We start from the raw sequence: 12,932 nt of genomic DNA, 5'->3' as shown, positions 1-12,932 counted from the left end.
TAACAGCCTCTATTGCGCTAACGCAGCAGAGGCTGGGGATGTTTGGTGCGACCGATTAGCCGTTGTGGGCGTTGATGTAGTCGATAGCCAGTTGTACGGTAGTGATTTTTTCGGCTTCTTCATCAGGGATTTCGCAACCGAAAGCTTCTTCCAAAGCCATAACCAATTCTACGGTGTCCAAAGAATCTGCGCCCAGGTCGTCTTGGAAGGAAGATTCATTTTTGACTTCGGCTTCGTTTACGCCCAGTTGTTCAGCAACAATTTTCTTAACTTGTTGTTCGATGTTTGACATATCAGTCGTTCCTTTTGCCTTGCGGCGGGTTGTTTAAGAGAAATAAATTCGTCGGTATTGTACCGAGTCCGGATAGAGTTTTCCATCTAAGTCTGCATTCTAACACAGATTATTCTGGAAAAACCTGTTGTTGTGCATATTAGCATAGCCTGATTTTAACCTACAAGCGGGAATTTGTTTTTATTTAACATCAATGAGTTAATAAGCAGAAAGGTCGTCTGAAAACTGAAATTCCGGTTTTCAGACGACCTTTTTTCATTCGCGGCGGCAGTGTCGCCCCCTACCCTTACTCCAAAAATTCTTTCAAAAACAGCAACACGCAGGCGAGTTCGTCGGCGGCTTCGCGTTGCGTGCCGTTGCCGGTATGGCCGCCGCCGTCCGGAGCGTAGAGCCAAGATTGTGCGGAGGTTTCGCGCAGTTTGGCGTAGAACTTGAGCGCGTGGGCGGGATGGACGCGGTCGTCGGACAGGCTGGTGGTAATAAGCGCGGGCGGGTACGGCACGTCGTCTGAAAGATTGTGATACGGCGACAATTCGCCCAGCCAGCGTTTGCAGACTTCGTATTTCTGCGGGTTGCCGTATTCGTCCGTCCAGCTTGCGCCGGCGGAGAGCAGCGGATAGCGGATCATGTCGGTCAGCGGCACTTCGCACACCAGCGCGCCGATGCTTTGCGGTTCGCGCACGAAGGCGGCGGCGGTAATCAGGCCGCCGTTGCTGCCGCCCTGCAAACCGATGTGTTTGGGCGAACTCATGCCGCGTTCGGACAAATCGCGCACGACGGCAATCAAATCATCGACGCTTTTGTGTTTGCTGATTCCCTGCGCCGCCTGATGCCAGCGCGGGCCGAACTCGCCGCCGCCGCGTATGTTCGCCAATACGAAGGCGTTGCCCTCTTCCAGCCAGTATTTGCCGATACTGCCCAGATAATGCGGCAGCTCGGGCACGCCGAAACCGCCGTAGGCATAGACCAGCGTCGGCGTGTCGGGCGCGGCGTTTTTGCCGACGTGGAAATAAGGAATGCGTTCGCCGTCGGACGACACCGCCCAAAACTGCCGCACTTCGAGGTCGTCTGAAACAAACTGCTGCGGCTGGCGGCGCATGACGGTCAGTTCCATCACGTTCAAATCCAGCGCAAACAGCGTCAGCGGCGTAGTGAAATCGCTGGCGGCAAGGTAAACCACGTCGCCGCCCCAAGGCTGGTCGGTCATTTCCAGCGCGCCTGAAGGCAGGCGCGGCAACTCGGCCTCCTGCCATTTGCCATCAGTAAAACGCCACGCTTTCAGACGACCCTGTACGTTTTCCAAAAGGCTCGCCACCACAAAACGCTTGGTCGTTTCCACGCTTTCCAATGCCTGCGTTTCATCGGGCGCAAACAAAAGCTGCGCCGCCCCGAGTTCGCCCCGATTCAGCTTCACCGCCACCAGCGCGCCGCTCGGATAGCTTTGGTTCGCGCGATGCCAGTCCTTGCGCAGCGTCAGCAAAAGATGCCCCGCCAAATAGCCGACCACGTCGCAATCGGCGGGCAGGTTCAACGGTTTCGCCTCGCCTTCAGACGACACCTGCAAATACGTCTTGGTGTAAAAACCGTCCGACGCTTCAATCAAATCAATCGGCGAACCCTGCGGATCGAGGTAACGCCACGCGTTCACCATCATCCCGTCTTCGCCGATTTGGTACACCGGCAGGCTTTCCTCGAAACTCTTGCCGCGCTCCACCAGCCACACCTCGCGCGGATAGCCCGATTCGGTCAACTGCCGCTCGTCCCAGGCCGGACACACCCACACGCTGTTTTCATCGCGCCACGACACATGGTTTTTCCCCGCCGGAAAATGAAAACCGCCCTCGACCAGCCCGCCCGCCTCCAAATCCACTTCCAGCGTATAAGCCGTATCGCCGCCCGATTTGCTTAAAGTCAACAGCGCGCGGTTGGGCTGCTCCACCAAGTGCGACACCCCTCCCAAATACACATCGTCGCCGAGCAGTTCGTCGAAATCCGCCACTGAAAACAAGATTTTCCACTCAGGATAGCCCGAACGATAGGTCGCCGCCGTACACACGCGGTACACGCCCTTCGGATGCTCCGCATCCTGATGGAAATGGTACATCCGCGCGCGGTGTTCCTGACAAAACGGAATCTGCCGCGTGTCCTGCATCTGCGCCAAAATCCCGTCCGACAGCGCGCGCGCCTTATCGTTTTCCAAAAAATGAGCGCGCGTTTCGGCATGCGCTTCAGCGGCGAAGTTTTGCGTTTCGGGGGCATCGAGGTTTTCGAAATGGAGATAGGAATCGGGATAGGATTTCATAGAAAAGAGGTCGTCTGAAAATAGCGAAAGCGGGAATTATAGCGGGAAAGCCTTGCAGACAGATGAAAAGGTCGTCTGAAAGCCGACAACATCAGCTTTCAGACGACCTTTTGCTGTTTTCAAACCCGAATCAGTCAAACAAATCGCCCACTTTGTCCCAGAACGATTTTTTGCGCGGGGTTTGGCTGCGGTCGAGGCCGGTGGAGATTTTTTCAAACTCTTCCAACAACTCTTTCTGGCGGTCGGTCAGGTTGACCGGCGTTTCCACCAAAACGTGGCAGTACAAATCGCCCGTCGCGCTGGAGCGCAGGGATTTGATGCCTTTACCTTTGACGCGCATACGGCGGCCGGTTTGCGTTTCTTTCGGGATGCTCAGTTTGACTTTGCCGTCCAAGGTCGGGACTTCGACTTCGCCACCCAAGGCTGCGACGGCGAAACTGATAGGCAACTCGCAATGCAAATCCAAGCCGTTGCGCTCGAAGATTTTGTGTTCTTTGACGCGGACGTTGACGTACAAATCGCCTGCGGGCGCGCCGTGCGTACCCGGTTCGCCTTCGCCGCTCAAGCGGATGCGTTGACCGTCGTCGATGCCGGCGGGAATGTTGACTTCAACGGTTTTGCTGGTTTTGGTGCGGCCTTCGCCACGACATTTGACGCACGGGTCTTTGATTTCCTTGCCTGTGCCGTGACAGGTCGGACAAGTCTGCTGCATTTGGAAAATGGCTTGGCGGACGTGTACCGTGCCGGAGCCGTGACAGGTCGAACAAGTTGATGCGGACGTACCGGGTTTCGCGCCGCTGCCGTGGCAGACATCGCATTCTTCGTAGGTCGGGATGTTGATGCGTTTTTTGATGCCTTTGGCGGCATCTTCCAACGTGATTTCCACGCCGACCTGCAAATCCGCGCCTTGATAGTTTTGCTGACGGCCGCCGCCCCCGCCTCCGCCGAACATTTGGCTGAAGATGTCGGAGAAGTCGAAGCCTTGTGCGCCGCCGAACCCGCCAAAACCACCGAATCCGCCCGCACCGCCGCCCATGCCCTGCTCAAACGCGGCATGGCCGTATTGGTCGTACATGGCGCGTTTTTCTTTGTCGGACAAGGTGTCGTAGGCTTTTTGAACTTCTTTAAATTTCTCTTCCGCTTCTTTGTTGTCGGGATTGCGGTCGGGATGGTATTTCATCGCCAGCTTACGGTAGGCTTTTTTGATTTCGTCGTCGCTCGCACCGCGCGCCACGCCGAGTGTTGCATAAAAATCTTGGTTGCTCATGATAGTAATGGTTGTTGATATGTGTAAAAACTAGACCGGATATATGGGTGGGGTAGGGAAAACTCAAGTGTCTGAATGCGAGGTCATCTGAAAATACCGTTCTGTTTTCAGACGACCTTTGTCAAACCGACCTAACGACAACCTGCTATAATCCATCCTTTATTTTTCCTAACGTTTTCAAGCGAAAAACAGAATGACCATGCAAGAACATTACCAGCCCGCCGCCATCGAACCTGCGGCGCAGAAAAAATGGGACGACGCCCGTATTTTCAACGTCTCCGAAGACGCTTCCAAACCCAAATACTACTGCCTCTCCATGTTCCCCTACCCCAGCGGCAAGCTGCACATGGGGCATGTGCGCAACTACACCATCGGCGACGTATTGAGCCGCTTCAAACTCTTAAACGGCTTCAACGTCATGCAGCCTATGGGTTGGGACGCGTTCGGCATGCCGGCGGAAAATGCGGCGATGAAAAACAACGTCGCCCCCGCTGCTTGGACCTACGACAACATCGAATACATGAAAACCCAGCTCAAAAGCCTGGGTTTTGCGATTGACTGGGAACGCGAAGTCGCCACCTGCAAACCCGAATACTACCGCTGGGAACAATGGCTGTTTACCAAGCTGTTTGAAAAAGGCATCGTCTATCGCAAAAACGGCACGGTGAACTGGGACCCGGTCGACCAAACCGTCCTTGCCAACGAGCAAGTCATCGACGGGCGCGGTTGGCGTTCCGGCGCATTGATCGAAAAACGCGAAATCCCGATGTATTACTTCAAAATCACGGATTACGCCGAAGAGCTGCTCAACGATTTGGACAAGCTGGAACACTGGCCGGAACAAGTCAAAACCATGCAGCGCAACTGGATCGGCAAATCTCGCGGGATGACCGTGCGCTTCGCCGTTTCAGACGACAGCAAACAAGGCTTGGAAGGCGATTACGCGAAATTCCTGCAAGTTTATACCACCCGTCCCGACACGCTGATGGGCGCGACTTATGTCGCCGTTGCCGCCGAGCATCCGCTGGCAACCGCCGCAGCCGCCGACAAACCCGAATTACAGGCATTTATCGCCGAATGCAAAGCCGGCTCGGTTGCCGAAGCCGACATGGCGACGATGGAGAAAAAAGGCGTTCCGACCGGCCGCTACGTCGTCAACCCGCTCAACGGCGACAAGCTGGAAGTGTGGATTGCCAACTATGTATTGTGGGGCTACGGCGACGGCGCAGTGATGGCTGTTCCGGCGCACGACGAACGCGATTTCGAGTTCGCCACCAAATACAATCTGCCGAAAAAACAAGTCATTGCCGTCGGCGACAACGCATTTGACGCAAACCGATGGCAAGAATGGTACGGCGACAAAGAAAACGGCGTATTGGTCAACAGCGGCAACCTGGACGGCATGAATTTTCAGACGGCCTTCGACGCCATCGCCGCCAAGCTGCAAAACCAAGACGCGGGCGAACCGAAAACCCAATACCGCCTGCGCGACTGGGGTATTTCGCGCCAACGCTACTGGGGCTGCCCGATTCCCATCGTCCATTGCGAAAAATGCGGCGACGTACCCGTCCCTGCCGACCAGCTGCCCGTCGTCCTGCCCGAAAACGTCGTACCCGACGGCATGGGTTCGCCGCTGGCAAAAATGCCCGAGTTTTACGAAACCACCTGCCCATCATGCGGCGGCGCGGCGAAACGCGAAACCGACACCATGGACACCTTCATGGAATCAAGCTGGTACTTCTTCCGCTATATGTCGCCCAAATTCGCAGAAGGCATGGTATCGACTGAAGCCGCGAAATACTGGGGTGCGGTCGACCAATACATCGGCGGTATCGAACACGCGATTCTGCACCTCTTATACGCGCGCTTCTTCACCAAACTGATGCGCGACGAAGGCTTGGTCAGCGTGGACGAACCGTTCGAACGCCTGCTCACACAAGGCATGGTCGTCTGCGAAACCTACTACCGCGAAAACGCCAACGGCAGCAAAGACTGGATCAACCCCGCCGATGTCGAGCTGACTTTCGACGACAAAGGCCGCCCTGTTTCCGCTGTCCTTAAAGCCGACGGACTGCCCGTCGTCATCAGCGGCACGGAAAAAATGTCCAAGTCCAAAAACAACGGCGTCGATCCGCAAGAACTGATTAACGCCTACGGCGCGGACACCGCCCGCCTGTTTATGATGTTTGCCGCACCGCCCGAACAGTCTCTCGAATGGAGCGACAGCGGCGTCGAAGGCGCGCACCGCTTCTTGCGCCGCCTGTGGCGCACCGTTTACGAATACCTGAAACAAGGTGGAGCAGTCAAAGCGTTTGCAGGCAACCAAGACGGTTTGTCTAAAGAACTCAAAGACCTGCGCCACAAACTGCACGCCACCACCGCCAAAGTCAGCGACGACTACGGACGCCGCCAGCAGTTCAACACCGCCATCGCCGCCGTGATGGAACTGCTCAACCAATACGACAAAACCGACACCGGCGGCGAACAAGGCCGCGCCGTCGCCCAAGAAGTATTGGAAACCGCCGTACGCCTGTTATGGCCTATCGTGCCGCACATCTGCGAAACCCTGTGGAGCGAATTGAACGGCGCGAAACTGTGGGAAGCCGGCTGGCCGACAGTCGACGAAGCCGCCTTGGTCAAATCCGAAATCGAAGTCATGGTTCAAGTCAACGGCAAACTGCGCGGCAAAATCACCGTTGCTGCCGACGCCTCCAAAGCCGACCTCGAAGCCGCCGCACTCGCCACCGAAGGCGCGGTGAAATTCATGGAAGGCAAGCCCGCCAAGAAAATCATCGTCGTACCAGGCAGACTGGTGAATATCGTGGTGTAAAGCCGATTCAGCATTGATTGCTGTAATTAGGAAAGGTCGTCTGAAAACTTGGAAACAGGGTTTTCAGACGACCTTTTTGCATTTTTTTCAGCGGAGGTGTTTTGGGGACGAGGCACGCGCGAGATGATGATAAAGATTACATTCCGTCATTCCCGCACAGGCGGGAATCCATTGGAAACGCTAAGCGACGGTGGGTTTTAAAAACAACTAACCGTAGCCGTGGGCTTGCCCACGGGTTGCTTTTGAAAAAACTGGGATTACTGACGCACAAGGTCGTCTAAAAACCATGCTCTACGGGCGATAGAGAAAACATAAAAACCAATTTCAACGGCTACTTCTTCCGCTGCACATACATGGGCAAAGCCCACGCTACTCTATAAGACTAAAAAACAGGTGTTTTAAAAACGGTTGCTGAAATTCAAAAATGGATTCCCGCCTGCGCGGGAATGACGGCATGGGGAATTTTTGTTTAATTGATGGGCTGTTTTCGCGGAAAAGCCCGCATTACAGGTTGAAAGCCAACCGTAGCGTGGGCTTTGCCCACGGATTGTTTTTTGGAAAGCAAAGGTCGTCTGAAAGCCTGCGTACAGGTTTCAGACGACCTTTCATATTTTCATGGGCATAGCCCACGCTACAATTTGCCTGTGGATTGGATTTCCGACGCACTAGGTCGTCTGAAAACCCAACCTTACAACCTGCCCTTACGAGCGGTAGTCTGCGTTGATGGAGACGTAGTCGTGCGACAGGTCGCAGGTATAGACGGTGGCGGCGGCTTGTCCGCGGTGGAGTTTGATGCGGACGGTGATTTCGTCTTTCGCCATCACTGCCTGTCCTTGTTCTTCGGTGTAGCTTGCGGCGCGGCCGCCGTTTTCGGCGACTAATACGTCGTCCAGATACATTTCGAGGGCGTCAGCATCCAAATCGACGATGCCTGCGTAACCGATGGCGGCGAGCAGTCTGCCGAGGTTGGGGTCGGAGGCGAAGAAGGCGGTTTTAACGAGGGGCGAGTGGGCGACGGCGTAGGCGACTTGGCGGGCTTCGTCGCGGGTTTTGGCGTTTTCGACGCGGACGGTGATGAATTTGGTCGCGCCTTCGCCGTCGCGGACGATGGCTTGGGCGAGTTCGAGGGCGAGGCTGCCGAGCAGGTCTTTGAGCTGTTTGTAGCGCGGGTCGGCGATGTTGTCGATTTCGCTTTGGCTGTTTTTGCCGGTGGCGATGATGACGAAGCTGTCGTTGGTGCTGGTGTCGCCGTCAACGGTGATGGTGTTGAAGGTTTCGTCGGCGATTTCTTGGGTCATCAGTTGGAGGATGGGTTGGGAAACTTTGGCATCGGTGGCGATGAAGGAGAGCATGGTCGCCATGTTGGGATGGATCATGCCGGAGCCTTTGGCGATGCCGGTGGCGCGGACGGTGTGTTTTTCGCCGACGCTGCCTTCGCGCGAGGCGGATTTGGGCACGGTGTCAGTGGTCATGATGGCGCGTGCGGCGTCTGCCCAGTCTGCGGGTTGCATTTTGGGCAGGGCGGCGACGATTTTATAGACGGGCAGCGGTTCGAGGATGACGCCTGTGGAGAAGGGAAGGACTTGCGAGGGTTTGCAGCCGGTTTGTACGGCGGTGGCGGCGCAGGTTTCGATGGCGTCGATTCTGCCTTGTGCGCCTGTGCCTGCGTTGGCGTTGCCGGTGTTGATGATGATGGCGCGCACGCCGTCTTCGTCGAAGAGGTGTGATTTGGCGATGTGGACGGGGGCGGCGCAGAAGCGGTTGGTGGTAAACACGGCACCGACGGTGTTGCCGCCGGAAAGTACCATTAGGGTCAGGTCGGCGCGGTCGGTTTGTTTGATGCCTGCGCGGGCGGTGAAGAGTTGGATGCCGTCGATGTTCAGCAGTTGGTCTGCGGTTTTTTCTGTGAGGTTGACTGCCATTTTGCTGCTCCTTTGTTTGGGGTTGTTGTTGATTTGGTTTTCAGACGACCTTTTGGTTCATCGGGGTCGTCTGAAAAGTGTTCAGAATCCTAATACGGGGATGATAATCGGGGCGATGGCAGCGGTCAGTACGCCGTTGAGGGTCAACCCCAGCCCTGCGTATGCCGCCATGCGCCGGCTGCGTTCGAGCGAGGCGGCGATGCCCATGGCGTGTGAGGCGGTGCCGAGCGACATGCCGACCGACGAGAGCATGACGACGGTGTTTTTAAGTACGGTATAACCGGCTATCTGCCCGACCAGTCCGGCGACGATGACGGTTGCGGCGGTGATGGCGGGGATGCCGCCTATGGTGCGGGTGATTTCAATGGCGATGGGGTTGGTCACGGATTTGGCGGCGAGCGAGAGGATGACTTCGCGTTCCGCGCCCAGCCATTTGGAGAAATACATGCCTGTGATGATGCCGGTAACGCTGCCGGCGAGCTGCGAGACGATGACGGGCAGCCACTGGCTGAAGATTTTTTGACGGTTTTGATAGAGCGGGACGGCAAGTGCGACGACGGCGGGTTTGAGCCAGAAGTCGATAAACTGCGCGGCATCGTGGTACACGGCGTAGTCGATGTCGAGGATTTTGAGGTAGGCAATCAGGGTAACGGTACTGATTAAGACGGGGTTGAGCAGCAGGTAGCCCGTCCGTGCGCGCAGGATGAGTGCCAACGCGTAAACCGCCAGCGTCAGGAAAAGCAAAACGCTGGGCTGCTGCCACAGGGAAAGGATGCCGTCCATCAGATTTTCTCCCGTATCCATTGGTGCACCTTGCCCGTAACCAACAGGACGCACACGGTACTGGCGGCGGCGGAGACGAGTATCGACAGCCAACTGTCGGCAATCAAATCCAAATAGCTGATGACGGCGACGCAAGGCGGCACGAGAAAAAGCGTCAGGTTTGACATCAGCGCGTCGGTAAGCTGTTGCAACCACTCGGCTTTCACCCACCCCGCCTGAAGCATGGCAAACAAAATGCCCATGCCGATAATGCTGCCGGGCAATTTGATGCCCGTAAGATAGGCGGCGGTTTCGCCGAGCGCGAGGCAGCCGAGCAGGACGAGCAAGGCGCGTATGGTGTGCATGGGTCGGGTTTCCTCTATGATTTGCCGGTTTGCAGACGGGCAGTTTATGAATCTTTGTTAATAATTGAATCATAACGCCCTTGGGGTCGTCTGAAAAGTATGGCTCAGACCAAATATAGTGGATTAACAAAAATCAGGACAAGGCGACGAAGCCGCAGACAGTACAGATAGTACGGAACCGATTCACTTGGTGCTTCAGCACCTTAGAGAATCGTTCTCTTTGAGCTAAGGCGAGGTAACGCCGTACTGGTTTAAAGTTAATCCACTATACAACATCGATTTGCTGTTTTTCGCGCTTATCCAAATCAATCCATGTTGAAACCAAACGATAAGGTCGTCTGAAAGCATCTTGCCGGCTTTCAGACGACCTTGTTTGGTTACCGCCCATAAAAAACGGCATGGTCAAAAGCCACGCCGTCGGATAGGGATTTTCCGCCTAGGATTTCCGATATGGGTTTTCCACACCTTCAATCAAGGCTTGCAGGTATTCGCGCAACTGCTTCTCGCCGCACCCCATCAAAAGCGCGTCTTCAAACGCGTCTTGCGCCGCCTGATAAAGCTCGGTCATGTTCTCGGTCATGACTTTCACTTTTTCAGTGCAGGATACGATTTGCCCGTCGTCGTCATACCATTTGGGCATTTCAGGCATACTCACGTTGGTGCTTTCCTAGACTTAATTGAGGAAACGGGACGGATCGTTTTTCTTCACGCGACGGGCGAAGGCATATTTGGCGTTCCAGTATTTGTTGCTGAGGCTGGTAACTTCGATACGTTTGCCGGTACGCGGAGCGTGGATGAAACGGTTGTTGCCGATGTAGAGGCCGACGTGGGAGATTCTGCCGCGACCCATTGTGCGGAAGAACACCATGTCGCCCGGCTGCAATTCGCTACGCGATACGCCGACGCCCATTTGTGCCTGTGCGGCGGAGGTGCGCGGGAGGTTCACGCCCATCGAGCGTTTGAAGATGTGTTGCATAAAGCCGCTGCAGTCGAAACCTGTGGACGCGGATGTACCGCCGTAGCGGTAGGCAACGCCCAAAAGACCCATCGCGCTGCTGATGAGTTCGTCAGCATTGTCTGATGACTGTGCGGAGCTTACGGGTTGACGGGGTGTAACCGCGGCAGCAATTGCGCGTCCGGGTTGGAGGATTCCTGGTGAAGCAGGTTGTCTTGCATCTTCAAATTGGTTTAAAACCTGCTGTCTGTTTTTGACGAACGAATCGAGATCGTCGGCGTTTGCAAGATGAATGCCGGACAGCACATAGACCGAGGTCAATAGTGCCGCCAGCCTGGATAAGGCTTTCATGTTTGACTGATTCCATTTTCAGACGACCTGTCTGCCGCCTGCTATTATGTTATTCTGTATCTGGGATATGCAGGCGATTGTATATAAAAAACAGGATGTTTGGCAAAAAAGCGTCTGTTATATTGCGTTAAAGCGTTGTTTATAAAAAAATTTGCAAAGACACTCAACTGATGATGATACCCACTCTGCTCGCTATGCGCGACTTTTCCAGAATGCGCGAAATTATTACCGTACTGACGAAATACGGCTTGGGCGGCTTTGTTCAGCGTATCCGTTTGGGCGCGGCGGGCGGGGACGAAGTACATCCCGACAGCCGTTATATGAGTACGCCGCGACGCTTTCGCAAAGCGTTTGAAGAGCTGGGGCCGACCTTCGTCAAACTCGGTCAGGTATTGTCCACGCGGGTTGATATTTTCGGGGCGGAGTGGATTGAAGAGTTTGAACAACTGCAAAGCAACGTCGCGCCGATACCGTCGTCTGAAATCTATACTTTGGTCGAAGCCTATCTGGGCAAACCCGTTTCCGAAGTGTTCCGCAGCATAGACCCGAAACCCGCAGGCAGCGCGTCGGTAGCGCAGGTACACCGCGCCGAACTTTTAGACGGAACCGCCGTCGCCGTCAAAGTCAAACGTCCCGACATCGAGCCGGTCATTCAGGCGGATTTACGGATTTTGAACCATCTCGCCAGACTGATGGAATCCGAAATTCCCGAAGTGCGCCGCTATCAGCCCGTATTAATGGTCGCCTATTTTGCCAAGAATTTGGCAAAAGAAACCGACTTATCGGTAGAGCTGCGCTATATGCAGCGCTTCGGTCAGACCTTTTCAGACAACCCCTTGGTTCGTATCCCCGCCGTCTATCCCGACATTTCCAACCGGCACATCCTTGTACAAGACTACATCGGCGGCACGCTGCTGAAAGACGCCGACCTCGAAACCATGCCCCACACCCTGCGCAGCGCGCTTGCCGGACGGATTACCGACACACTCTTCACTATGATGCTGCGGCAAGGCTTTTTCCATGCCGACCCTCATCCGGGCAACATCTTCATCAACGACAACGGCGGCATTACCTTCATCGACTTCGGGCTGGTCGGACACCTCGGCAATACCCGCCGCCGCGAAATCCTCAACCTCATCAACGCCCTGACCAACAACGACGCGCTGCTCATCCAATACGTCCTCAGCGACTGGGCGCAGGGCGATTTACCCGACGAAAACCTGCTCGGCGCAGACGTTTTGGAAATGCTGCTCAACTACGAACACACCGCCGTCCGCGATCTGCGCGTCAGCCAAGTCATCAACGACATCACCTCCATCATGCGCCGCCACGGGCTGACCCTGCCCGGCGACCTCGTGATGCTCTTCAAAACCCTCATCACCCTCGAAGGCGTCGTCAAACGGCTAGACGGCAGTGTCGAACTGCTCGAACGCGCCAAACCCATCACCGAAGCCGCCGTCAAAGAACAAGCCTCCGCCGCCCACATCGCCCGCAATGCCAAAACGCAACTGCGCACCCTGTTGCAAATGGCAGAGTCGCTGCCGCAAGACTTCTTCAGGCTGACCAGAATGCTGCAAAAAGGCAAATTCGGCATCACCCTAGACCTCAAGCAGTCAGACCGCATCAGCCATCAAATCGACAGCGCCGCCAACCGCCTGACCATGGGCATCGTAACCGCCGCCCTGATTATCGGTTCGTCCATCGTCATGAGTATAGAAACCGGCCCCAAGTTTATCGGCTTCGTCGGCTACCTGATCGCCTTCGCCAACAGTCTGTGGATTATCTGGTCGGTGTGGCGGTCGGGGAAACACTAAAATGCCTGCTTCCGAAGCAAACCGCCTCAAAAGCAGGCAAGATATTGTGTGCTTTACACGCCTTACGGCACG

12 protein-coding genes are annotated in these 12,932 nt (G+C 55.4%); 3 read left to right on the top strand and 9 right to left on the bottom strand.

Features of this window, described 5'->3' with window-relative positions; all coding sequences use genetic code 11:
• Positions 1 to 55: 55 nt before the first annotated feature.
• The 3 genes from acpP to dnaJ all read right to left on the bottom strand — a co-directional run bounded on the left by acpP (position 56) and on the right by dnaJ (position 3,861).
• Positions 56 to 292, bottom strand: coding sequence for an acyl carrier protein (gene acpP / locus DBZ16_RS09730; RefSeq protein ID WP_003742600.1), 237 nt, complete (start codon positions 290 to 292; stop codon positions 56 to 58).
• Positions 293 to 578: 286 nt separating this feature from the next.
• Positions 579 to 2,594 (bottom strand): prolyl oligopeptidase family serine peptidase, encoded by a 2,016-nt coding sequence (locus DBZ16_RS09725; protein ID WP_107813838.1) that lies wholly within the window; start codon positions 2,592 to 2,594, stop codon positions 579 to 581.
• 130 nt (positions 2,595 to 2,724) lie between these two features.
• Positions 2,725 to 3,861 carry a molecular chaperone DnaJ gene (dnaJ, locus tag DBZ16_RS09720; protein WP_107813837.1) on the bottom strand — a complete coding sequence of 379 codons (1,137 nt, stop codon included), beginning with the start codon at positions 3,859 to 3,861 and terminating at the stop codon, positions 2,725 to 2,727.
• Positions 3,862 to 4,060: 199 nt separating this feature from the next.
• On the opposite strand from dnaJ, the gene leuS reads away from it, so the two are divergent.
• Both leuS and DBZ16_RS15090 read left to right on the top strand, forming a co-directional pair.
• Positions 4,061 to 6,691, top strand: a complete 2,631-nt coding sequence (gene leuS, locus DBZ16_RS09715) for a leucine--tRNA ligase (protein ID WP_107813904.1) — start codon at positions 4,061 to 4,063, stop codon at positions 6,689 to 6,691.
• 424 nt (positions 6,692 to 7,115) lie between these two features.
• The gene (locus DBZ16_RS15090) at positions 7,116 to 7,316 is read left to right on the top strand and encodes a hypothetical protein (protein ID WP_159070320.1); all 201 of its coding nucleotides are present in this window, start codon (positions 7,116 to 7,118) and stop codon (positions 7,314 to 7,316) included.
• 76 nt (positions 7,317 to 7,392) lie between these two features.
• Here DBZ16_RS15090 and argJ read toward each other — a convergent pair whose 3' ends face one another.
• From argJ to DBZ16_RS09690, 6 genes are all read right to left on the bottom strand, one after another.
• Complete coding sequence (gene argJ / locus DBZ16_RS09710; RefSeq protein ID WP_107813836.1) at positions 7,393 to 8,613, bottom strand: bifunctional glutamate N-acetyltransferase/amino-acid acetyltransferase ArgJ; 1,221 nt, start codon at positions 8,611 to 8,613, stop codon at positions 7,393 to 7,395.
• Positions 8,614 to 8,694: 81 nt separating this feature from the next.
• Positions 8,695 to 9,396, bottom strand: coding sequence for an LrgB family protein (locus DBZ16_RS09705; RefSeq protein WP_107813903.1), 702 nt, complete (start codon positions 9,394 to 9,396; stop codon positions 8,695 to 8,697).
• On the bottom strand, positions 9,396 to 9,740 hold the full coding sequence (locus DBZ16_RS09700) for a CidA/LrgA family protein (RefSeq protein WP_009313070.1): 345 nt from the start codon (positions 9,738 to 9,740) through the stop codon (positions 9,396 to 9,398). The genes DBZ16_RS09705 and DBZ16_RS09700 overlap by 1 nt, the downstream gene beginning before the upstream one ends.
• Positions 9,741 to 10,005: 265 nt before the next feature.
• Positions 10,006 to 10,146 carry a hypothetical protein gene (locus DBZ16_RS15425; protein ID WP_167390286.1) on the bottom strand — a complete coding sequence of 47 codons (141 nt, stop codon included), beginning with the start codon at positions 10,144 to 10,146 and terminating at the stop codon, positions 10,006 to 10,008.
• A gap of 30 nt (positions 10,147 to 10,176) precedes the next feature.
• The gene (locus DBZ16_RS09695; protein WP_003765602.1) at positions 10,177 to 10,395 is read right to left on the bottom strand and encodes a hypothetical protein; all 219 of its coding nucleotides are present in this window, start codon (positions 10,393 to 10,395) and stop codon (positions 10,177 to 10,179) included.
• 18 nt (positions 10,396 to 10,413) lie between these two features.
• Complete coding sequence (locus tag DBZ16_RS09690; RefSeq protein WP_107813835.1) at positions 10,414 to 11,046, bottom strand: C40 family peptidase; 633 nt, start codon at positions 11,044 to 11,046, stop codon at positions 10,414 to 10,416.
• Positions 11,047 to 11,216: 170 nt separating this feature from the next.
• Between DBZ16_RS09690 and DBZ16_RS09685 the strand changes: the two genes are divergently transcribed.
• The gene (locus tag DBZ16_RS09685) at positions 11,217 to 12,860 is read left to right on the top strand and encodes an ABC1 kinase family protein (protein ID WP_107813834.1); all 1,644 of its coding nucleotides are present in this window, start codon (positions 11,217 to 11,219) and stop codon (positions 12,858 to 12,860) included.
• Positions 12,861 to 12,932: the final 72 nt, after the last annotated feature.

This window comes from Neisseria sicca (assembly GCF_003044565.1).
Classification (GTDB): Bacteria; Pseudomonadota; Gammaproteobacteria; order Burkholderiales; family Neisseriaceae; genus Neisseria; species Neisseria sicca_A.
The sequence above is the reverse complement of the archived record's forward strand: the minus strand, read 5'-3'. Positions and strand labels throughout refer to the sequence as shown.

Bases quoted from the DNA above. Each gene is read 5' to 3' on its own strand.
- acpP (WP_003742600.1), bottom strand. From the start codon at position 292: ATGTCAAACATCGAACAACAAGTTAAGAAAATTGTTGCTGAACAACTG.
- DBZ16_RS09725 (WP_107813838.1), bottom strand. From the start codon at position 2,594: ATGAAATCCTATCCCGATTCCTATCTCCATTTCGAAAACCTCGATGCC.
- dnaJ (WP_107813837.1), bottom strand. From the start codon at position 3,861: ATGAGCAACCAAGATTTTTATGCAACACTCGGCGTGGCGCGCGGTGCG.
- leuS (WP_107813904.1), top strand. From the start codon at position 4,061: ATGCAAGAACATTACCAGCCCGCCGCCATCGAACCTGCGGCGCAGAAA.
- DBZ16_RS15090 (WP_159070320.1), top strand. From the start codon at position 7,116: ATGGATTCCCGCCTGCGCGGGAATGACGGCATGGGGAATTTTTGTTTA.
- argJ (WP_107813836.1), bottom strand. From the start codon at position 8,613: ATGGCAGTCAACCTCACAGAAAAAACCGCAGACCAACTGCTGAACATC.
- DBZ16_RS09705 (WP_107813903.1), bottom strand. From the start codon at position 9,396: ATGGACGGCATCCTTTCCCTGTGGCAGCAGCCCAGCGTTTTGCTTTTC.
- DBZ16_RS09700 (WP_009313070.1), bottom strand. From the start codon at position 9,740: ATGCACACCATACGCGCCTTGCTCGTCCTGCTCGGCTGCCTCGCGCTC.
- DBZ16_RS09690 (WP_107813835.1), bottom strand. From the start codon at position 11,046: ATGAAAGCCTTATCCAGGCTGGCGGCACTATTGACCTCGGTCTATGTG.
- DBZ16_RS09685 (WP_107813834.1), top strand. From the start codon at position 11,217: ATGATGATACCCACTCTGCTCGCTATGCGCGACTTTTCCAGAATGCGC.